Origin of the sequence: Moraxella sp. RCAD0137 (assembly GCF_002894025.1) — a bacterium.
Taxonomy (GTDB): domain Bacteria; phylum Pseudomonadota; class Gammaproteobacteria; order Pseudomonadales; family Moraxellaceae; genus Moraxella; species Moraxella porci.
In genome coordinates, this window is sequence record NZ_LTCC01000006.1 from 1 (window position 1) to 21080 (window position 21080).

Consider the following 21080-nt stretch of genomic DNA (forward strand, 5'->3'; position numbering starts at 1 on the left):
TTAGAAGGAGTTGTAATTTTTCAAAAAAGATTGAAAACCATTTTAAAGCTTTCGACTTAACCTTTTTTTACATCAATAATGGCTTCATTTAATGTCAGCATACTTTTTGAAACACCACCAGATTTCTTTCATTGGGAATTGTTCATTTAGCTCTTCTGCGGTCAATGATGGATTTAGTGCAACATACGCCGCCATCATGCCAAGCGCCGTACGGTTTTGGAATTTACCAGTGACTTGCACTTCCACAGACTCAAAGCAAATCTCAAAGCCTGCTACTGCCGACTTATCCACCGTGCCGACCTCACCTGTGATGCCATAGTCCGCCAATGCAGTTTGTAGTTTTTCTAGACTTTTTGCTGTCCACACTTTATTGAACGCAAGCTTACGACCATTGCCCAAAGTTAGCCATTCGCCATCTTTGGTAAAGCAAGCATTATCATTGATGAACCATTCGTTGCCATTGGCTTGCTCTTGCTCGATTTCGCTTTTGCTATAAAATAGCTGACTGATGCCTGCGTCAGGGCAGACATCTTTGGTGGTGAACATCTCTTTGAGCGTTGATGTATTGACTGATGGATGCATAGCGACAAAAGCCGTCATCATGCCAAGTGCTGTACGGTTTTGATGCTTGCCCGTGACTTGTGCTTTGATAATTTTCTTACTCATGATTGATTTCCTATTGTGATGTTTGCTAAAAATTTATCTGCCAATTTATGCCAAAGCATCAATCAGCTTTGAGCCAAATTGGCGAGTATTCCACCCATCGTCATATTCAAAGCCAATCGAATCAGCGATTTCACGCAGTGCCGCTTTGGTATTATCATACAGCTGAAAGCTCTCAATGCTACCGCTATCAAGCACCTGTACACCATATTCACCAATCTGAGCGATGCCATTTTCGCCATATTCTTTGATAAGTTTTGTGCCAAATTGACGAGTCGTCCACGCATCATCGTATTCAAAGCCCACTTCATCAGCGATGGCTCGAAGGCTTGCTTTGACATTGTCAAACTTACGCAGCACTTTGATGCTACCGCTGGCATCTTGAGCAATCAGATATTCTTGATATACGGCTGATTTTTTGGTCATAGCACCTGTCCTCGTCTTGGGCAAAATTTTTAACCAGAGATTGTTTTACTTGTTATGTCAATAACAAGTAAAAATAGTATACTATTTTTAAAAATTGAAAATTTTTGGGCGATTTTTATAATATATTGATTTTATTAATTAAATTTAAAAATTGTTTAAAATTTAGGCAAATTTTACATAAAATTTTTTTAACTGCGCAAAAAAGCGCCCTAGGAAAACCTAGGGCGCTCTAAGAAAATCACATCAGCCGCGATGCGCGAATTTCGGATCGGCCGCTGCGGTGAATAGCACATCGGTCGATGAGTTGAGCGCTGTCTCAGCAGAGTCTTGTACCACACCGATGATAAAGCCAATAGCAACCACTTGCATGGCGATGTCATTTGGGATGTTAAACAGGCTGCAAGCAAGTGGGATCAGCAGCAGTGAGCCGCCTGCCACGCCTGAAGCGCCGCACGCTGACAAGCTGCCAACGATGGCAAGCAATAAGGCTGCGCCAAAGCTGACCTCGATGCCCAGCGTATGCGCCGCTGCCAAAGTCAGTACATTAATGGTGATCGCCGCACCTGCCATATTGATGGTAGCACCCAAAGGAATGCTCACCGAATAGGTGTCTTCGCTCAGACCGAGCTTGCGCGCCAAGTTCATATTCACAGGAATGTTGGCCGCTGATGAACGCGTAAAGAAAGCGGTAACGCCTGATTCGCGAAGGCAAGTGAACACCAGTGGATAAGGATTCTTGCGCGTCATGATGGCGACAATGAGCGGATTGACCACCAGTGCAATGAACAACATCGCACCCACCAACACAGCCAATAAGCGCGCATAGCCAAGCAGCGCATCCAGTCCTGTTTCGGCAACTGTCGAGGCCACCAGACCCAAAATACCAAACGGTGCCACTGCGATGATCCATTTGACCACGCTGGTTACAGCCGTACCCAGATCAGACACCACTTGGCGCGTCGTATCCGTCACATGGCGCAGCGCCAGACCGATCAGCACCGCCCAAGTTAAGATGCCCATATAGTTGGCTTCTGCCAATGATTTGATGGGATTGGCAACAAGGTTCATCAACAGATTGGTCAGCACCTCGCGCAAGCTTTGTGGTGCTGCTTGCTCAGCTGCCTGCATATTGGCCAGCACAAGCTCTGTTGGGAACATAAAGCTGGCACCCACCGCCACCAATGCTGCTGAAAAAGTACCCACCAAATACAGCAGCATGATCGGCTTGATGCGCGTATCAGCGCCAATGCGCTGATTCGATACCGCTGCCAACACCAGTACAAAGACCAACACAGGGGCGACTGCTTTTAATGCCCCCACAAAAATCGAACCCAAAATGCCAAGACTGACGCCAAAACCAGGTGCAACAACGCCAATGATCGTTCCGACCACCAAGGCCAAAATGATCAACGGCACCAGGCCCAAACGCAAATAAGCATCCACAATCGAACGCATAACGACTCCTAATTAACAAATGAGCATCGCCCATAATAAATTGCTCTACTATACCACTTTTTAAAGATAAAGTCAGAATTTGTTGCACAAATATTACAATAATTTGGGAATGATCAGCCCTACTTTTGGTTTGGCTCAATCCAGTTGGCGCTCCATGGCTTTGATAGCTGCCATCAACAAAAAACCCATCACGCACACGGCCATGATGGGCATAGTTATCTGTCTATTATCAATAATCGCTGATAATAATCTGAGCAATCAGGCTAGGCTCATTCACCAAACAACCGACAACAGCATGTCAAATTCAAATCAGCGGTTCAGCAGCGACCAAAATACCATTATTATCGGCATAAACATAATCGCCATCGCGGATAGTCACACCGCCAAACTGCAATGTCACGCCCACCTCACCGATGCCTTTTCGGGTGGATTTTTGGGGGATGCTCGCCAAGGCCTGTACACCGAGCTCCATCTGGCGCATCGCATCGACATCACGCACACAGCCATAGACGATCACACCTGCCCAGCCGTGCTTGACAGCCGATTCAGCGATCATGTCACCCAGTAGCGCACAGCGTATTGAGCCACCACCATCGACAACCAGCACTCGGCCATCGCCATCGGTCGCAAGCAGCTCTTTGACGCGCGAATTGTCCTCAAAGCACTTAACCGTCACCGCCTGACCGCCAAAGCTTGTGCGGCCGCCATAATTCTTAAAACTCTTGCCATCAATGTAGGGACTGACCACGCCGATGGCTTTATCACTGTTATCGTCCAGCAAATCACAAGTCACAAACTCTGTCACTGCCATGTCATCACTCCTTAATTTGGTTGCGTCAATTTACTGTACAATGATGCAAAAAACTTGTCAATATCTATGGGTAATTTTGTCAAACAATGCCCAATTTCCTCTTCATTTGGTCATATAAATTGTGATAATTCAAGCTCAAAACCTGACTCAAATGCCATCGGCTCACCGCTAAAAGGATCGATGAAGGATAAGTGTTTGGCTAGCAACTGTAAAGGCTGACCAAAATCATCCTCAGCCTTATGCGCAACCACAGGATAAAAACTGTCATTCACGATGGGAATACCCAAATGATGCAAATGCACGCGCAGTTGATGCAGCTTGCCTGTAGTTGGGCTTAGCGCATATTTGGCAAATCGGCCGCATTCACTGATCTGCAGCAGAGCAATATCGGTATGCGTATTGGGCGCGCCTTGACCAACTTTCATGGTATAAAATGGCTCGCCACGCTCAAGATGTAGGCTCAGCGACATCGGAAATTGCAGATCTGCTTGATATGGAGCGATGGCATGATACATTTTGGTGATGGCACGATCGGCGAACAGCGCCTGATATGCCGAGCGCGCCGATGCCGTCTTGGCAAATAAAATCAAGCCTGCCGTCTCGCGATCTAGCCGATGGATGGGCGACAGCTCTGCATTGCCCGTGTGTGCCTTGAGTCGGGTCAGTAGGGTCTGCGCCACATAGCGACCAGCAGGCGCAACGGTCAAAAAATGCGGCTTGTCCACCACCATCAACTGCTCATTCTCAAAAATCACTCGATGCGCGAACGGCACGACCGACTCATCGGGCATCTGCCGATAGTAATGAATGCTGGTGCCGTGCTGATAGCGCGCATCGAGCGTCAGCGGCGTGCCAAAAGCATCCATCACCAAGCCATCATCAAAGCGCTGACGCCACACCGCCTCGCCAATATGTCCAAAGCGCTGGCACAGATAGACAAAGATCGAATCAGGCACAGGGTCGATCTTTGGCAGATACAGCTTGCTTGGTGACACGCCCTGACGCATCAGGGTGCGCGCATCGCTCATTGTGGTGCGTGATCGATGCAGTATGCGGTGAATGGCACGGCGTTTAGACGCTTTTCGTCGATCATCTCACCGCACTCGATGCAGCTGCCGTATTCACCCTCTTCGATGCGACGCAATGCAGCATTGACCTGCACCAAACCTTGCTCTGCCTCGACTAATAATGCTTTTCGCATCTCATCTCGGCTGGCTGCCACGGCTTGGTCATCCCAATGCTGCTGCAGCTGATCTTGAGGATGGGCGATGTGATCGCTGATTTTGTCGATGCGTGCTTGGTATTCTTGCTTCAGATCAAGCAGAGCTTGTTTATAAGCGTCGGTTTGCATAAGGTTTCTCCCTTTGGTTTTTGGCCATAAAGCTGTGTTAAGATCATGTTATCGATCATCTCATTTTGCTTTTATTATTCATCAATCACACCAAAAAGGCAACTGATTTTCTTTGACATCCAGCATTACCTTGCCCTTTGGATGGGTTTGCCGAGGTGGCGATATGACCGCTCGTCGCGTGTAAGAAATTTCGTACAAACATTGCCGATTTTTGCCACTTTTACTGACACTGCCATTTTGGCATAATACGCACAACAGCAACGGAAATCGATACAGGATGTATCAAGCAAGGATGGTAAGCTGTTAGTATGGAAACACCGTAAGGATGCACGCAGGATATGCACCAAAAAAGCCACAAGTGAGAACTTGTGGCTTTTGCTTTGGGAGCTGTAGTCATAAAGCTTTATCAAGCGGTATATTCAGTCATCCACCACCGCTCCATACACCCCAAGACTTGCCACAAACTCATCCACCCGTGCTGCATCCATCTGCGCATCGATGATGACATCCGTCGCATAATCCACCGAGACGATCTCGCCTGCCACCGCACCGATCAGATAGCGAACTTGGGCTTCATGGGCGAAGTTGGTCGTGATGCTGATGGTTGATTTTGGTACAAATGCCGTCAGCGTCATCTGATCCACCGCCATCTGTGCAGCTGTACCATACGCACGAGTCAAGCCCCCTGCCCCAAGCTTAATCCCACCAAAATACCGCACCACGATGATGATGCAGTTGCCGATTGCCTTATGCTGTAAGACATTCAAAATCGGTCTGCCTGCCGTGCCGTTTGGCTCGCCATCATCATCAAAGCCTGCACTGGTGGTGTTATTGGGATCGCCGATGATATAGCCAAAGCAGTGATGGCGTGCATCAGGATAACGCTCTCGTAAATCCGCCACATGACCCATCGCCTGCTCACGGCTATCGATGGGATAGGCGAATGCCAAAAACTCGCTTTTTTTGATTTCATAGACCGCTTCGCACGGTGCGCTTGGGGTTTGGTAGCTCACAAGGATAAGTTTGGTGGTGGATTTGCCTTATTTTCCCATACTTTAGCGATTTGTACAAATCATCAAGCATCAGCACGCTTGGCAAAAATATGCTACACTAGCATTATTTATCATTGGAAAATTTCATGCGTTTGGATAAGTTTTTAAGCAAAGCCACCGAACTGTCCCGTAAAGACGCCAAAAAAGTCCTGCACGCTGGCGAAATCAGCGTCAACGGCATCACCATCAAAGACTCAAGCCACCACATCGATGTCGCTTGTGATGAAGTACTGTGGGCAGGTGAACCTTTGTCAGTCGCTGAAGGCAACCGCTATATCTTGCTGTATAAGCCGGACGGCTTTGAATGTACGCTCAAAGCCAAAGAATACCCGATTGTCACCGATTTGATCGCCGTGCCCGAAGTCGATAGCCTACGCATCGCAGGCAGGCTCGATGTCGATACCACAGGCGCTCTGCTACTGTCCGATGATGGTGCTTGGCTGCACCGTGTCACCAGTCCCAAACGCCATCAACCAAAACGCTATGAGCTGACACTCGCCGATCCAATGGATGCTGACGCACAAGCACACGCCATCAAACAAGTGGCAAACGGTATCTTACTGGAAGGCGAAAGCGAAAAAACTCGCCCTGCCGAATTATCATTCGTCGATGAGACACACGCCGTACTGATTTTGACCGAAGGTAAATATCATCAGGTCAAGCGGATGATGGCGTATTTTGGTAATAAAGTCATCGAGCTGCATCGAGCCAGCATCGGTGAGATTAGCCTAGATGGGCTTGAGATGGGCGAAAGCCGCTTCCTAAAGCCTGATGAGATTGCACAGTTTTGATGATAAAACAATGAACAAATTACATGCGCTAGCACTGGCCTTATGCCTACAGATGTCTGTCGCCTCAAGCAGTGCCTTAGCCGACACCATCGACCACAGTCACATCAAAGAGCTATTGAGCCAAGCAGGTCTGTCCACACCCATCACACACATTGAGCCAAGCGACTTGACAGGCTTTGGGCAGATCACCTTGGCAGGCGGCAGTCAGCTTTTGATCAGTGATGACCTGGGCTACCTCATCCAAGGCACAGCAAGTGCCAACCCAAGTCCCATTACGCCCATCGCCGCTGAAGTACGTCGCACGCTGCCGATAGGCACCCCTGTCAGCACCGCCCATAAACAAGCGCTGTTAGCGAACATGACCGCGATGCGTGACATCAACGACGGTGCCGCCTTTTATCATACTGGCATTAAAGGCATACTTTGGGGCATCTCAAGTCTTGGTGATACCACCTTTTTGGTGAGTGATGATGGCCGTTATCTGATGGATGGGATGATGGCCAGCCTTAAAGGCGGTAAATTTCAAGAACATACACCGATATTTGAAGCCGCCAAAAACCGACACATTCTAAGCAGCTTACAGCCGTCGATGATGGCTGTTTATCCTGCCAAAACTTCTGAACGCGCCGTACTGTATGTGGTCAGCGACATCCATTGCCCTTATTGCAAAATCCTGCACGATCGCATCGAAGAGCTGTCCTTACAAGGCATCACCACCAAGGTCATCGGCTATCCAGTCTATGATGAATCGATCGAGCCGATGCGCCAAATCTGGTGCGAATCAGACAACGCCAAACGCAGCGCCCTGCTGTCTGCCGCCTTTAAAGGCATCACGCCCAGCCGCGCTGTCTGCCAAGGCACCGACCCACTCGCTGACACCGCGAGGCACATTTTGGCGCTCGATGTCACCGCGACCCCTGCAGTATATCGCGCTGATGGCAGTCTATTCACCGGTGATCTACAAGGTGAGGCATTGTATCATTTCTTAGGTCTGCGCTGACAGATGCTTTTGATTTGTCATATTAAGATGCCGTCTTTGGGTGCGATGTTTCATGTGAAACCTAATACCGCGCATAAACTTTCGCGCCCTTAATAAGTCAAACTGCCACCATCGCTTGATCGCTGAATTTAATCCATTAAAGGCAGGCAAATTTACATAAGATTTGCCTGATTTGCCTTGATAAATGAAGCAACAAACGCCATATTTAGGGATATTTTTGTGTTTTTTATTGAGTTTTGGATATGAGTAAAGATTTTTATAGCATTTTGGGTGTGGATAAATCCGCAGACGAAAAAGAAATCAAAAAAGCCTTTCGTAAAATTGCGATGAAATACCACCCCGACCGCAACCCAGACAATCCAGAGGCCGAAGAAAAGCTCAAAGAAGCCTCCAAGGCCTATGAAACCCTAAGCGATCCTGAAAAACGCGCGACTTATGACCGCGTTGGCCATCATGCCTATGAACAGGGCATGGGCGCAGGTGGCTTTGGCGGCGGTGGTTTTGCTGGTGGTGATTTTAATGACATCTTTGGTGATATTTTTGGTCAAGCCTTTGGCGGTGCAGGTGGTTTTGGTGGCTTTGGCGGCGGTTCAAGTCGTCGTGCCAGCCGTGGTGCGGATTTGTTGTACAACATCAGCCTGACCCTCGAAGAAGCGGTCAAAGGCTGCAAAAAACAAATCACCTTCTCGACATCCGTCGCCTGTGGCACCTGTCATGGCAAAGGCGCCAAATCAGACAGCGACATCGTCACCTGTGGCACTTGTCATGGTCAAGGTCAAGTGCGGATGCAACAAGGCTTTTTTGTCATGCAGCAGACTTGCCCTGAGTGTCATGGCACCGGCAAACAAATCAAAAACCCCTGCCCTGACTGTCATGGCGAAGGCAAAAAAAGCGAACAGCAGACGCTGGAAGTCTCCATCCCAGCTGGTGTCGATGATGGCGACCGCGTGCGTCTGGCTGGCAAAGGCGAAGCAGGCGACAGCGGCATGCCTAATGGCGATCTGTATGTCGAGGTGCGTGTGCAGCCACATGATGTATTCACTCGTCGTGGGGCGGATCTGCACATGGATGTCCCTGTCTCGATGGTGACAGCGGCATTGGGTGATGAGGTCGAAGTGCCAACCTTGGATGGCAAAATCAAAGTCAAAATCGCTGAAGGCACACAATCAGGCAAGCTGCTGCGTGTGCGCGGTAAAGGCGTCACCACTGTGCGTGGACATATGCAAGGTGATTTGATTTGCCGTATCGTGGTGCAGACACCTGTTAATCTGACCTCTGAACAAAAAGAGCTGATGCGACAGCTGCAAGCCAGCCTAGGCGAGAAAAATAGCGGCGAGCAGAAAAAAGGTCTTTTTGACAGACTCAAAGACGATGTCAAAGACTTGTTTGACTAATTATTTTGACTAAGTATTTAGCATCTAAGCATTTGACAAAGCCATCATCACCTCAGTATGATGGCTTTTTATTTGGTCAATTTGGCAAATCGGATATGAAAAACCAAACCACACTTATCCACGATCCTCGTCATGCACCCCAAATGATTGAAAGCTTGCAGCCGCCTGTCTATCGAGCATCGACGATCGTGTTCAAGGACACCGCTCAGCTGTTTAACCGTCATTGGACAGATCGCTATGATTATAGCTATGGCACGCATGGCACGCCAACGACTTATACATTGGCTGATCAGATCGCACGGATGGATGGCGGTGAGTATTGCTTGCTTGCGCCAAGTGGTCTGTCGGCGATTAATTTGGTGAATAGCACGTTTTTGGGCACAGGTGATGAAGTGTGGTTGCCTGATAATGTCTATGGCCCAAACTCTGATCATGTAGAATTTTTAAGAAATAACTATGGCATCATCCCAAAAATCTATGATCCACTGGATGCCAGCACATTTGAGCCATCGGCACAGTGTAAGCTGATTTGGCTAGAAGCAGCAGGCTCAGTGACGCTAGAATTTCCTGATTTACAAGGACTCATCAAAAAAGCCAAAGCACATGGCATCTTGACAGCGATCGATCACACTTGGGGCGCATCGATTGCCTTTAGTCCGTTTGCTATCGGTGATGAAGCCCTTGCTGTGGATATTGCTGTGCACGCCTTGACCAAATACCCAAGCGGCGGCGGCGATGTGTTGATGGGTAGTGTGGTGACCAAGGATAAGGCGTTGCACACCAAGCTACTACTCACGCACGCAAGACAAGGTATCAGCGTCTCCGCTGATGACTGCGCCACCGTGTATCGCAGCCTGCCAAGTATGGCGATGCGCTATGCCAAGCAGTCGGAGACTTGCTTAGAATTATTAGATTTATTAAAAAATCGACCACAAATCGCCCAAGTGCTACACCCTGCGGCGGCAGACAATGCCAGCCATCAATTTTGGCGACAAAACTGCCCAACTGCCAAAAGCGCAGGGCTAGTCAGTGTCATCATGGACAAGCGCTACTCATGGGCGGATGTCTGCCGATTTGTCGATGCGCTAAAGCTATTTAAAATTGGCTTTAGTTGGGGCGGAGCGACGAGTCTTGTAATGCTGTATGACATCAAAAAAATGCGTCGGCTTGCTCATCACCATCTTGCCGATGGCTATCTGGTGCGGTTTTGTATCGGGCTAGAAGATGTCAGTGATTTGATGGCAGATATCGATCAGGCGCTCAGTGTATTAAAATTGGATGAAAAAACCAATTAAAATGGGTATAATCAAACGCATCAAAACAACCATCATAAGGATGTCATTATGAGTCAACTCAATATCGGTATCATGGGCGCATCAGGTCGTATGGGTCGAATGCTTATTGAGGCTACGCTGAACAATCCCAATACAGCGCTTAAAGGCGCGTTTGTGCGCAGTATCTCAAGCCTAATCGGTGCAGACTCTGGGGAATTTATCGGAGTGAATAAAACAGGCGTGCCGCTATCTACCATTGAGCTTGATGGCGTGCAGGCGCTGATTGACTTTAGCCTACCTGAAGCGCTCGATGAAGTGCTTGATGCTTGTCTTGCGCACAAAGTGCCATTGGTGATGGGCGTCACTGGTCTGTCTGATGCCCAAGAAGCCAAGCTCAAGGCCGCCAGCGAACATATCGCCATCGTCTATGCGGGCAACTACTCAACTGGCGTCAATCTGTCACTAAACCTACTTGCAACCACCGCGCGTGTACTGGGCATGGATGCTGACGTTGAAGTCATCGAACACCACCACAAGCACAAGATTGATGCACCATCAGGCACAGCACTGATGATGGCAAAAGCCGTCGCCGACGCTCGTGGTCAGCACCTGCCAAATACCCTAGTGCACGGCCGTCATGGTGCTGCCAAACGCCAAGCGGGGGATATTGGTATGCACGCCATCCGTGGTGGTGAAATCATCGGTGAGCATACGGTCGAATTCATCATGGATGGTGAAATCATCGCCATCACCCACAAAGCTCAAAGCCGTGCCACCTTTGCCACAGGTGCGGTCAGAGCTGCTGAGTGGGTCGCCACACAGCCAGCTGGTCTTTATACCATGCAAGATGTGCTTGGACTAAAAGACTGACATAGCTAAGACAACAAAAGCGGAAAACTCACTTTTCCGCTTTTTTATTATCTATCAAGTCACACCTCAATCTGACTTAATACAAAATCCAAATCCTTATCGCCACGGCCGGATAGATTGACCAGGATTTTTTGGTCTTTGCCAAGCTTTTTGGCTTCACGGATAGCAAACGCCACCGCGTGCGAGCTCTCTAGTGCAGGGATGATGCCTTCCATGCGTGATAGCAGCATAAAGGCATCTAGACACTCTTGGTCGGTGGCTGATTGATATTCCACTTGACCGCTGTCCTTAAGATAGCTGTGCTGCGGCCCGACACCTGGATAATCCAGACCTGATGCAATCGAATGCACTGGTGCAGGCTCGCCATTCTCATCAAGCAGCACATAGCATTTGAACCCTTGGATTTCACCTTTGACGCCCAAAGTCAAAGTCGCTGCATGACGATGATGACTATCAAGCCCCTCGCCTGCTGGCTCAACACCGACTTTACGCACTGACTCATCATCCAAGAACGCATTAAACAGCCCCAAAGCATTCGAGCCACCGCCCACACACGCCGTCACCACATCAGGCAGTCCGCCTGTCAATTCGCCAAACTGACGGCGCGCCTCATGTCCGACGATCGACTGAAAATACCCCACCATCTCAGGATAAGGTGCAGGCCCCACCACCGAACCGATGGCAAACATACTGTCATCCAGCTGATTCAAATAGCTTTCAAACGCACTATCTACCGCTTCTTTGAGTGTGCCAGCGCCACGAGAGACAGGCACCAGCGTTGCACCCAGAATCTTCATGCGAGAGACATTCGGATGTTCTTTAGCGATATCCACGACACCCATGTGGATTTCACACTCAAGCCCAAGCAGTGCCGCTGCCGTCGCCAGTGCCACACCATGCTGACCTGCACCTGTCTCAGCGATGACTTTTTTCTTGCCAAGTCGTTTGGCAAGTAGCACTTCGCCCAGACAGTGATTAATCTTGTGCGAGCCTGTGTGGTTCAGATCTTCACGCTTAAGATAAATCTGCGCACCGCCCAGATGCTCAGACAGTCGGCGTGCATGATAAATCGGGCTTGGACGGCCGACATAGTGTAGCTGCAGCACTTCGATTTCTTTCAAAAATCCATCATCAGCAATCATCGCACGAAAGCCATCTTCGATCTCTTGCATCGCTGCCGAAAGTGCAGGATGGCCGATTTTACCGCCAAATTCACCAAATAAGCCCTCTTGGTTTGGCACGACAGCCTCATTTAACCCATACAGTTTGGTCATCATATTCCCCTTAATAAAATTGGGCGTATCATCACAATACGCCCATTCATTCTAGCGAGATTTTATAAAATGTAAAGCCAATTTTGCTCGCTCAAGACAAGGTTGTTATTTTGGTGTACTACCCACCATATCGATGATCCACACTTCAGACTGCGACCCAAGACGCAGCGGCACACCCCACAGCCCATAGCCTGATGAGACCACCGTGTGCATATTACCCACCTGTTCGTAGCCATAGCCAATACGATTCATCATCGCAACGATGAAATTGGCAGGGAAAATTTGCCCATTATGCGTATGTCCCGAGACTTGCAGATCGATGGGCAATTGGCTGTTTTCATCGATTTGACTTGGGCGATGATCCAGTAGAATCACTGGTTGATCCGTCTTGACCTGTTTGACCAGCTCAGCAGTCGGCAATCGCGCGGCAACATGATCATCAAATCGCCCAATCACGGACAGACTTGTGGTCTTGCCATCTTTTTGGATGTCGATTTGGGCAGTTTTGTCATCGAGTAGCAGCGTGCCTGTGTCAGTGATGGCGTGCACGATGTCCGATTGCACCTGTCTGCGATATAGATCATGATTGCCAAGACTTGCCACCGCGCCAAAGCCTGTCGCATCGACCACCGCCTTGAAATGACTTGCCATGCCATGGGCGTCATACGCCACCGTGTCATCATCCATCACATCACCTGGCATCAGTAGCAGATCCACTTGTTCATCATTGAGTATCCCAGCTAGCTTATCCAGATGACCAATCCCGATCAGCTCACCCAAATGCAAATCGCTCACCACAGCGATACGCACAGGCACTGGCATCGGCTTATCAATGCTGATGCTCAGGTGGCGAACTGTTGGCGTATAGACATTATACAGACCAAGTGCAATCAAGCCGATAAAGCTTGCCACGCCAAAGACTCTCAGGCTATGCCCAAGCGTGATGCCAGCTTTGGACGCCACAAAGCCTAGCGCCAAAGTCAGCGCCATCGCCATCACCGCAATCCACATCATGCTAAGATAACTCATGCCCAAGCGAAACGAGCCTGTGATGAGTAGCGCCAAGATGATGTTGCTTATGACAAACAGCCCAATCATCACTGCCTTTAGCATCGCATCGGACGCCCACGGACGCACAAGCCACTGCACGCCTGATGCCAGTGCATAGGTGCACAGCTGAAATAAGATGGCAATCACCGCCATAAATAAGATACGCATCACGCTTTGCCTATGGATAGTTATTAATTATTATTAAAAAATGATAATGCGGAATTGGCAACGAAACTCAGATCAAATTGACGAGTTTTATAATCATAATCCAAAAAGCCAATATGCCCGCCGTGCTTGGTATCAAGCAAAGTGACATCCGCCGACACATCGCCTGCCGTCGCTGTCAAGCCCAAAAACGGATCATCTTTGGCAGTGATAATCAGCGTCGGATGCGCCACATCAATCAGATAAGGCAGTGCTGACGCCTGACGGTAATAGTCATTCTTTGAGCGGTATCCGTGTCGTGGTGCGGTAAAGGCTTCATCAAAGTCGCCCATACGCTTGGCACGCTTGAGCAGCTCAATTTCATCGGCACTTAGGCGGTTATCCAGTGCTTTTTTGACGATGGGGTTTAGTAGATATGGCGTATAGATGTGCCGCCCAAGCAGTCGCTCCATCGCCACCGATGCCGATGCCAAATCCACCGGTGCCGAGACGACGACCGCCTTTTGGCATAGTGCCGATGTGCCGTATTCGCCCATGTATTTGGCTAGGGCATTACCGCCTAGCGATACACCGATGGCATAAATAGTGGCAAATTGATTGGATAGATATTCTAAATAATGATGCACTTCTTTGGTGTCGCCTGCGTTATAAAACACATCGCCTGACACCGCCACGCCACCGCATGAGCGAAAATGCACCACCACAAAATGATAGCCCTGCGCCTGCACCGCCTTTGCTAGCGTGCGTGCATAGTGGCTTTGGCTTGAGCCTTCCATGCCATGAAACAGCACCACCAGTGGCGTGTGATATTTACCATCATCGCCGATGGTTTCGTCGGTCAAAAGATAATCAAACGCCACATCGCTTTGATTGAGTGAATCTTTGATTAGGGTGCGTGTGTAATTTGGCTCAAATTTGACCAAAAATTTCGGCAAAATCGTCTGTAGGTGGGGATTTTTTAGCCATAATGGTGGATGAAAGTGTGTCGGCATGGGTATCTCTGAATCAGTGGGAAATTGTGCGGTTGGTTGTTGATGGTGGCGATGGGGTGATTTTTCTAGGGCAGAATGATTTGTTTGGCTAAATTTTATACAGCATCGAGCATACATTAGCCTTGTACTTCAAAGACCACCACCAAATCGCCTGCGCCATCGCTACTTGGCAAGCCCCGACCGCTTAGGCGAACACTGGTCGGATAATGTGCATGAGCAGGCACACCAAGCTGTAGCGAAAGTGGCGGTGGCAAGAGCACCTGTGCCCCTGTATCGATGTCGTGACGGCTCAAGGCGACCGTATAATAGACATCCAGCCCACGCACGATGACATTGGGCTCGTTGATGGCAATCTGCACCGTGACCGTGTCAGCACCACGAGTCAGATGAATGGTATCGCCTGTGGTCAGCCCCTTAGGTAGCGTCGTCTGCCATGTCTGATGATTCACGGTAAAGGTCACTTCGCCGCCATGATAGGCCAGCTGTAGGCTAATCTGACAAATGGGTAGCTCGCTTGTATGATTAAGCTGTCGCCACAGTCGCTTGGCGTGCTTGATGGCTTGCCCTGCGATACGCCCTGCACCGCTTGCGATATTGTCTTGTACAGATGTAGGCATTTTGGATTTGACGACTTTGCCAAGCTTATCAACTTGCTGTTTGGCAAATGTACCCACCGTATCTGCTACCTGCTGTTTTTTGGCGAGTAGCCACTGTCTGCTTTGATGCTCAAGCCACCGCTCATCATAGCGTTGTCGCAGATCGGCATCTTTGAGCGTGGCATAGGCAGTATTGAGCAGGCTTGCCATCTCATCATCCTGCCTGCCATCAGCTCTGTCGGGATGATGGCGAGCGATTTGACTGCGATAGGCACGCTTGATGGTGGCGACATCTGCCAACTTCGGCACGCCAAGTAATTGATAATAATCAATAAAATGATCAGACTGCCCAGAATGTTTTGTCATCTTATTCCATCATTTCTTGTTATGCCAAGTCCGCTTCAAGCGTCTCAAGCTCATCCTTCGCCATCAAAAGCGCTTCTTCTGCCGTCTCAATCTCATCTTTAAGCTTACTTTGTTCGTTCAGTTTTTCTAATAATTTAGCCTTATTGGCATCATCATACAGACCGCTGTCAGACAGATCATTTTCGATGACATCAAGTCTGCTACCTAGCATCTCAAGTTCGCTTTCCAGCTTGGCAATCTGCTTACGCAGGGGTGCGGTCTGCTCACGGATTTGGGCATTTTTTTTGCGTCGCTCTTCTTTACTCAGCCCATCATTGGCAGGGGTCTGTGCTTGTGGTGTGACGCACTCGGGTTTAGCGACTTCTTTTTGTTCTTTGTGGGCAAGCTGTCGCTCTTGGCGAGCTTTTTTGAGATGTTCGGCATAGTCGCTCATATCACCGACAAACTCAGTGCAGCGACCATCTGCCACAAGCCACAGCTCATCACACACCGACAAGATCAAATCACGATCATGCGACACCAAAATCAATGCGCCCGCAAAGTCTTGCAGTGCAAGCATCAGTGCATTTCGCATCTGCAAATCCAGATGGTTGGTCGGCTCATCGAGCACCAAAACATTGGGGCGTTGCCACACCAATAATGCCAGCATCAACCGTGCTCGCTCACCGCCCGAGAACAGTCGGCTGACCGTATCAATCCGCTCACCCCGAAAATCAAAACTGCCCAAAAACGCCCGCAAATCCGCATCCGATGTCTGCCCTGCAATGCGTCTTAGCATCACCATCGGCGTGGCATCATCATCTAGGCTATCCATCTGATGCTGATTAAAATAGCCCAGCTTCAATGTCTCTGACACCTTATGCACACCGCTAATCAGTGGCAACTCACCGACTAATGCTTTGATTAAGGTGGATTTGCCAGCACCATTTGCCCCAAGGATACCCATGCGGACACTTGGAGTGATTTGTAAGTTTACCTTAGAAATCATCGGCACGCCATCATAACCGATGGTCGCATTATCTAGACTGATCAGCGGGGATGCCATGTGTGATGGCTCATAGAACTTAAAACTAAACGCACTGTCCGCCATCACAGGGCTCAGCTCAGTCATACGGTCAAGCTGTTTGATACGGCTTTGGGCTTGCTTGGCTTTGGTCGCTTTGGCACGAAAACGGCGGATGTAGTCTTCTAGGTGTGCGCGCACGGCTTGTTGTTTTTCGTAGGCTTGTTGCTCTTGGGCAAGTCTTTCGGCGCGCGTACGGACAAATTGGCTATAATTGCCTGTATATAAAGTGATTTTTCCCTGCTCAATGTGCAAAATATGCCCACAAATCGCATCCAAAAATGCTTGGTCATGACTGATCAGCAAAACGAGCCCATCGAACTTTTGCAGCCATTCTTCAAGCCACAAAATCACATCCAAATCCAAGTGGTTGGTCGGCTCGTCAAGCAGTAGCACATCAGCGCGGTGCATCAAGGTGCGAGCAAGGTTTAGACGCATCCGCCAGCCTCCTGAGAACATCGCCACCGCCTTGGTATGCTCAGCTTCGCCAAAACCAAGCCCTGATAAAATCATCGCCGCCTTAGCACGGGTGCGATAGCCATCAATCTCTTCAAAACGCTGATAAATCGGCGCAATCTCGTCGGCAGACAGCGTATCTTGGCGGCTGATTTTGTCATTGAGCTGCCACCATTCGGCATCGCCAGACAGTACATAGTCGATGGCAAGCATATCGGTGGCGTGAATCTCTTGTGCCATATGAGCGATCTGCCATGACGACGGCATCGACACTTGCCCAAGGTCGGTGGCATATTCACCCAAGATGGTGGCAAACAAGGTGGATTTGCCCGTGCCATTATTGCCTGTCAGACCGATTTTTTGCCCTTTGTGTAATTGTAAATTGACATCGCTAAATAGCAGTCGCCCTTCTCGGCGCACCGCCACATCTTTAAATTCAATCATGCTGTGTATCTACTGGTAAATAATGGCTTATTTTAGCACATTTGCCTTATAAACAAAACCGCCATCACTGATAAATTTATCCTGTGCCCCTTGCAAAAGCCCATTACCGTCCCTATACTAAGCCCATCTTTCACTTAACTTTTTATAAGGAAAACAAGATGGCTCGTCTAACCGTCAACACCCTAGAAACCGCCCCAGAGCAAGCCAAAGAGCGTATGGAAATGGTGCAAAAAGCCAATGGCTTTATCCCAAATCTAATCGGCGTGTTGGCAAACTCGCCACAAGCACTTGAAATGTATCAAGAAGTTAGCAAAATCAACAGCCGTACCAGCCTAACTCCTGAAGAAATCGAAGTGGTACAAATCACCGCAGCAGCGCACAATGGCTGTGATTTTTGTGTAGCAGGTCATACCAAAATCGGTACTCTAAAGCTAAAAATGCCTGAAAACGTGCTAAACGCCCTGCGTGCTCGTACCACCATCGAAGACAACGCCAAATATCAAGCCTTGGCACAGTTCACCATGCAGCTGATTGATAAGCGTGGCAAAGTGTCTGATGAAGAATTGGCAGCTATCAAAGCAGCTGGCTACAGCGAACAAAACATCCTAGATGTGGTGCTGGGCGTGGCACTAGCAACGTTGTGCAACTATGCCAACAATGTCGCCCAAAACGACATCAACCCAGAACTACAGGCGTATGCGCCATAAGTTGGGATAATCCATCAGTGATGGCTGATGGCGATGAATGCCAAAAAACACCCCAAAGGTTGTCTAACTTTTGGGGTGCGGTTCAAGGCCAAGGTGTTTTTTAATAATCATATTTTATGCGATGCCACACAACAAAGCTGTCTTTGCTGAAGCGTCGCCTATCAAATACCCAATTTTTGGTCATATTTTCGCTCAAACCTCAAAAAATCCTCCAATCGTTTTGCTTCATCCACTTCATCGTGGGCAATCAGCAGATATTTCCACGGTTTGCCGCCGTGCTGCACAGCATAGTCTGTTGCCTGTTTGCACCAAGCAGTTGCAGCTTCGGCTTTGGCTTGCACTTCAGCGTTTTGCATATCGGTACGGGCTTTGGTTTCTACCATCAAGATATCGTTTTGTGTTTCTGCCACAAAATCGGGCTGGTATTCGGCTTGTACTGCTGCCAGCTTGTAATAAATCTGAAACTGCCCCAAAGCGGGTTTAAACCATTTTTGTGCATCACGTTCCAAAATTACTGCAAAACGACGCTCAGTATCGGAATCAAATTTTTGTAATGGATACAGACATTTTTGAAATCCGCCAAACAGCATTTGTTTAATACGGCTTTTATCCGTCACTGTATCACGAACCAAACGTACTGGTTCATTTGCCGATGCGGTGTAATGGCAGGGTTTAAGTGCCGTAAAACCACGACTAACATTTACTTCATAATGCGTGGCTTTTTCCCAGAAATGTACCATCATTTGCGCATGGATTTCCCGCGCAATCAGGCGGCGGTTTTTATCCAACACATCCAGCACTTCGGTTTCGGAAAGATAACTGCGTAAATGCTGTACCATTTGTCCTGCCAAATCATACAACAGTTCTGCTTGAGTAAAATAATCAATATCTTCAAAATCAACCAGTGCATGCACAATATAGTCTTCAGGACGTTTTTCAACCAAACCAAGCTCCGCAGACAAACTGCTTTGTTCATCGGTATGCAGGTTGTGAATCAGAATCTCGCGTGCCCCTGGTTGTAAATGTAGATTGCTCACATCCAAGCTAAATGGATAAAATCCTGTACTAATCTCTCCACTTGGTATTACAGTAATCCTTGGAATATCAATAGTTTGACTCACTAACACTTGTGTTGTCCTGGCAACAATCGCGGCAACATCAGGTAATTCATCTACGAATAATTCATCTTGCATACCTTGCAATTGCTGTTTCACCTCTTCGGTGATTTTTGCCTGAATATCCGCTTTCAATAGGGCTTGCGAAGTCGGCGCTTGTTGCGGGCGGGCTTCGTATCGGGCGGCAGCTTCCATCACCTTGCGGGCAATCTGCTTTTCCGCCTCACTGGTAAATATCGGCTGATACGCTTCTGCGTTATGCGCAACATCGTTTTCAGACGGCCTATCCGACAGGCCCAAACGACTTTCTATGCCACTGGATACGGTAACGCTCACTTTTTGTTCATCCGCTCCCGCCGGCTCCAAAATCACCTGCTGCAAGCGCAATACCGAATCGCCTTTATTGGCTTCATCAATGATTTCCTGAAAGCGGTCGTGCGCCACGATATTAAGTCTATCCACCACTTCCATGCCAGTGCGTTTACCATAAGGCAAACGTAACCCTCTCCCGATACTTTGTTCAATCAAAGTGCGCGCATTGGCGGCACGCAGCGGCACAATGGTATAAAGATTGGTAACGTCCCAGCCTTCTTTAAGCATATTGACATGAATCACGATTTCGGTCGGCTCGTCCACGCTTTCTACCGCCAACAGCCGCGCAATCATCTCTTCCTCGTCTTTGCCTGATTTACTCGAATCCACCTGAATTACTTTGCCTGCATACCGTCCACCATAAAAGGCTTCGGATTCCAACAATGCCAAAAGCTGCGCCGCATGCGTGGTATCGCGGGCAATCACCAGCATAAAGGGTTTCACCACCGCCACGCCGTTTTCCCGCGCAAAGGTTAAAAGCTCCACCTTGGTGCTTTCATGTAGGCGTACACCGTCTTCCAGCTTGATTTTTTCAATCTCTTCTGGTGTATGGTTTTTGGCGTTGAAATTGCGCTGCGTAACCACCGCTGGCATTTTTACAAAACCATCTTCCATCGCCCGCGCCAAAGGGTAATCCACCACCACGTTTTTAAACGGAATCGGCGCTCTAGTGGATTCTACAAACGGCGTAGCGGTCAGCTCCAGCCCAAAAAGCGGATTCAAGTCATTAATCGCCCGCATCCCCGCCTGTGCGCGGTAACGGTGTGATTCGTCCATCAGCAGCACCAAATCGGGCAAATTCGCCAGATAGTTGAAATAACTATCGCCCAATACTTCACGCATCCGCTTGATACGCGGCTCTTTTCCGCCGCGCACTTCGGAATTGATTTTGGAAATATTGAAAATATTGATCCGCACCTCGGTGAAGAAATCCGCCATGCCGATGCTTTGCTGCTCGTAGTTATCACCAGTAATCACACGTGGCGGATTGATAGCAAATTCGCCAATGCCCTTGAACACATATTTCGGCGTATTGGGCGAAAAATCTCCGATCAGCTTGTTATAAATCGTCAGGTTCGGCGCCAGCACAAAGAAATTGTTGATGCCATATGCCAAATGCAGATAGGCGATAAACGCCCCCATTAAGCGGGTTTTGCCTACCCCCGTTGCCAAGGCAAAACACAGCGACGGAAAATCTCGTTCAAACTCCTGCAAGGTCGGAAATTCGGCTTTTAGCGTTTCAAGCACCGCCGCGACATCACGCTCATGTTTCAGCATTTGGGGCGCGGCATCCAGCGCTTGTTTCAGTTTCGCCAGACTTTGTGCCTGCGGCGCACGCAATGACAAGCGCCCGTTAATATGGTTTTGAATTCTTGTGGTCATTTTTATCTCT

Annotated in this window: 19 protein-coding genes and 1 pseudogene; 7 read left to right on the plus strand and 13 right to left on the minus strand. The window is 48.8% G+C overall.

Going from position 1 to position 21080, the window contains the following annotated elements; all coding sequences use genetic code 11:
* Positions 1 to 92: pseudogene (locus AZ602_RS05710) on the plus strand (IS1 family transposase); the annotation flags it as partial.
* Here AZ602_RS05710 and AZ602_RS05715 read toward each other — a convergent pair.
* The 7 genes from AZ602_RS05715 to AZ602_RS05745 all read right to left on the minus strand — a co-directional run bounded on the left by AZ602_RS05715 (position 85) and on the right by AZ602_RS05745 (position 5719).
* Positions 85 to 666: a hypothetical protein gene (locus AZ602_RS05715; protein WP_103034105.1), complete on the minus strand. Its 582-nt coding sequence runs from the start codon at positions 664 to 666 to the stop codon at positions 85 to 87. The pseudogene AZ602_RS05710 and the gene AZ602_RS05715 overlap by 8 nt on opposite strands.
* A gap of 45 nt (positions 667 to 711) precedes the next feature.
* Complete coding sequence (locus AZ602_RS10130) at positions 712 to 1089, minus strand: hypothetical protein (RefSeq protein WP_199174094.1); 378 nt, start codon at positions 1087 to 1089, stop codon at positions 712 to 714.
* Positions 1090 to 1332: 243 nt separating this feature from the next.
* Positions 1333 to 2544: a serine/threonine transporter SstT gene (gene sstT / locus AZ602_RS05725; RefSeq protein WP_103034106.1), complete on the minus strand. Its 1212-nt coding sequence runs from the start codon at positions 2542 to 2544 to the stop codon at positions 1333 to 1335.
* Between the two features lie 304 nt (positions 2545 to 2848).
* Positions 2849 to 3355, minus strand: a complete 507-nt coding sequence (gene rraA / locus AZ602_RS05730; RefSeq protein ID WP_103034107.1) for a ribonuclease E activity regulator RraA — start codon at positions 3353 to 3355, stop codon at positions 2849 to 2851.
* Between the two features lie 110 nt (positions 3356 to 3465).
* On the minus strand, positions 3466 to 4383 hold the full coding sequence (locus AZ602_RS05735; protein WP_199174095.1) for a pseudouridine synthase: 918 nt from the start codon (positions 4381 to 4383) through the stop codon (positions 3466 to 3468).
* Positions 4380 to 4706, minus strand: a complete 327-nt coding sequence (locus AZ602_RS05740) for a TraR/DksA family transcriptional regulator (RefSeq protein WP_103034108.1) — start codon at positions 4704 to 4706, stop codon at positions 4380 to 4382. Before AZ602_RS05740 ends, AZ602_RS05735 begins: the two co-directional genes overlap by 4 nt.
* A gap of 419 nt (positions 4707 to 5125) precedes the next feature.
* Positions 5126 to 5719, minus strand: coding sequence for a YigZ family protein (locus AZ602_RS05745; RefSeq protein WP_103034109.1), 594 nt, complete (start codon positions 5717 to 5719; stop codon positions 5126 to 5128).
* Between the two features lie 125 nt (positions 5720 to 5844).
* On the opposite strand from AZ602_RS05745, the gene AZ602_RS05750 reads away from it, so the two are divergent.
* From AZ602_RS05750 to dapB, 5 genes are all read left to right on the plus strand, one after another.
* Positions 5845 to 6549 carry a pseudouridine synthase gene (locus tag AZ602_RS05750; RefSeq protein ID WP_103034110.1) on the plus strand — a complete coding sequence of 235 codons (705 nt, stop codon included), beginning with the start codon at positions 5845 to 5847 and terminating at the stop codon, positions 6547 to 6549.
* Between the two features lie 10 nt (positions 6550 to 6559).
* On the plus strand, positions 6560 to 7549 hold the full coding sequence (locus AZ602_RS05755) for a DsbC family protein (RefSeq protein WP_103034155.1): 990 nt from the start codon (positions 6560 to 6562) through the stop codon (positions 7547 to 7549).
* Positions 7550 to 7791: 242 nt separating this feature from the next.
* On the plus strand, positions 7792 to 8943 hold the full coding sequence (dnaJ, locus tag AZ602_RS05760; protein WP_103034111.1) for a molecular chaperone DnaJ: 1152 nt from the start codon (positions 7792 to 7794) through the stop codon (positions 8941 to 8943).
* A gap of 95 nt (positions 8944 to 9038) precedes the next feature.
* Positions 9039 to 10238, plus strand: coding sequence for a PLP-dependent transferase (locus tag AZ602_RS05765; protein WP_103034156.1), 1200 nt, complete (start codon positions 9039 to 9041; stop codon positions 10236 to 10238).
* A 48-nt stretch (positions 10239 to 10286) separates the two neighbouring features.
* On the plus strand, positions 10287 to 11087 hold the full coding sequence (gene dapB / locus AZ602_RS05770; RefSeq protein ID WP_103034112.1) for a 4-hydroxy-tetrahydrodipicolinate reductase: 801 nt from the start codon (positions 10287 to 10289) through the stop codon (positions 11085 to 11087).
* A gap of 59 nt (positions 11088 to 11146) precedes the next feature.
* On the opposite strand, the gene trpB is transcribed toward dapB, so the two are convergent.
* From trpB to AZ602_RS05795, 5 genes are all read right to left on the minus strand, one after another.
* Entirely contained in the window at positions 11147 to 12361 is a 1215-nt protein-coding gene (trpB, locus tag AZ602_RS05775) for a tryptophan synthase subunit beta (protein ID WP_103034113.1), read from the minus strand.
* Between the two features lie 105 nt (positions 12362 to 12466).
* Positions 12467 to 13579 carry a metallophosphoesterase gene (locus AZ602_RS05780; protein WP_103034114.1) on the minus strand — a complete coding sequence of 371 codons (1113 nt, stop codon included), beginning with the start codon at positions 13577 to 13579 and terminating at the stop codon, positions 12467 to 12469.
* A 23-nt stretch (positions 13580 to 13602) separates the two neighbouring features.
* Positions 13603 to 14568: a YheT family hydrolase gene (locus AZ602_RS05785; protein ID WP_103034115.1), complete on the minus strand. Its 966-nt coding sequence runs from the start codon at positions 14566 to 14568 to the stop codon at positions 13603 to 13605.
* A gap of 116 nt (positions 14569 to 14684) precedes the next feature.
* The gene (locus AZ602_RS05790; RefSeq protein WP_103034116.1) at positions 14685 to 15530 is read right to left on the minus strand and encodes a DnaJ domain-containing protein; all 846 of its coding nucleotides are present in this window, start codon (positions 15528 to 15530) and stop codon (positions 14685 to 14687) included.
* Between the two features lie 19 nt (positions 15531 to 15549).
* A complete protein-coding gene (locus AZ602_RS05795) occupies positions 15550 to 17493 on the minus strand; it encodes an ABC-F family ATP-binding cassette domain-containing protein (protein ID WP_103034117.1) in 1944 nt (647 codons plus the stop codon).
* A gap of 158 nt (positions 17494 to 17651) precedes the next feature.
* Here AZ602_RS05795 and AZ602_RS05800 point away from each other — a divergent pair, with 158 nt between their 5' ends.
* A complete protein-coding gene (locus AZ602_RS05800; RefSeq protein WP_103034118.1) occupies positions 17652 to 18200 on the plus strand; it encodes a carboxymuconolactone decarboxylase family protein in 549 nt (182 codons plus the stop codon).
* Between the two features lie 161 nt (positions 18201 to 18361).
* Here the strand turns inward: AZ602_RS05800 and AZ602_RS05805 are convergent, their stop codons facing one another.
* Positions 18362 to 21070 carry a DEAD/DEAH box helicase gene (locus AZ602_RS05805; RefSeq protein ID WP_103034119.1) on the minus strand — a complete coding sequence of 903 codons (2709 nt, stop codon included), beginning with the start codon at positions 21068 to 21070 and terminating at the stop codon, positions 18362 to 18364.
* Between the last annotated feature and the right edge of the window lie 10 nt (positions 21071 to 21080).

Coding starts and splice junctions, on each gene's coding strand:
- AZ602_RS05715 (WP_103034105.1), bottom strand. CDS start 666: ATGAGTAAGAAAATTATCAAAGCACAAGTCACGGGCAAGCATCAAAAC.
- AZ602_RS10130 (WP_199174094.1), bottom strand. CDS start 1,089: ATGACCAAAAAATCAGCCGTATATCAAGAATATCTGATTGCTCAAGAT.
- sstT (WP_103034106.1), bottom strand. CDS start 2,544: ATGCGTTCGATTGTGGATGCTTATTTGCGTTTGGGCCTGGTGCCGTTG.
- rraA (WP_103034107.1), bottom strand. CDS start 3,355: ATGGCAGTGACAGAGTTTGTGACTTGTGATTTGCTGGACGATAACAGT.
- AZ602_RS05735 (WP_199174095.1), bottom strand. CDS start 4,383: ATGAGCGATGCGCGCACCCTGATGCGTCAGGGCGTGTCACCAAGCAAG.
- AZ602_RS05740 (WP_103034108.1), bottom strand. CDS start 4,706: ATGCAAACCGACGCTTATAAACAAGCTCTGCTTGATCTGAAGCAAGAA.
- AZ602_RS05750 (WP_103034110.1), top strand. CDS start 5,845: ATGCGTTTGGATAAGTTTTTAAGCAAAGCCACCGAACTGTCCCGTAAA.
- AZ602_RS05755 (WP_103034155.1), top strand. CDS start 6,560: ATGAACAAATTACATGCGCTAGCACTGGCCTTATGCCTACAGATGTCT.
- dnaJ (WP_103034111.1), top strand. CDS start 7,792: ATGAGTAAAGATTTTTATAGCATTTTGGGTGTGGATAAATCCGCAGAC.
- AZ602_RS05765 (WP_103034156.1), top strand. CDS start 9,039: ATGAAAAACCAAACCACACTTATCCACGATCCTCGTCATGCACCCCAA.
- dapB (WP_103034112.1), top strand. CDS start 10,287: ATGAGTCAACTCAATATCGGTATCATGGGCGCATCAGGTCGTATGGGT.
- trpB (WP_103034113.1), bottom strand. CDS start 12,361: ATGACCAAACTGTATGGGTTAAATGAGGCTGTCGTGCCAAACCAAGAG.
- AZ602_RS05780 (WP_103034114.1), bottom strand. CDS start 13,579: ATGCGTATCTTATTTATGGCGGTGATTGCCATCTTATTTCAGCTGTGC.
- AZ602_RS05785 (WP_103034115.1), bottom strand. CDS start 14,568: ATGCCGACACACTTTCATCCACCATTATGGCTAAAAAATCCCCACCTA.
- AZ602_RS05790 (WP_103034116.1), bottom strand. CDS start 15,530: ATGACAAAACATTCTGGGCAGTCTGATCATTTTATTGATTATTATCAA.
- AZ602_RS05795 (WP_103034117.1), bottom strand. CDS start 17,493: ATGATTGAATTTAAAGATGTGGCGGTGCGCCGAGAAGGGCGACTGCTA.
- AZ602_RS05800 (WP_103034118.1), top strand. CDS start 17,652: ATGGCTCGTCTAACCGTCAACACCCTAGAAACCGCCCCAGAGCAAGCC.
- AZ602_RS05805 (WP_103034119.1), bottom strand. CDS start 21,070: ATGACCACAAGAATTCAAAACCATATTAACGGGCGCTTGTCATTGCGT.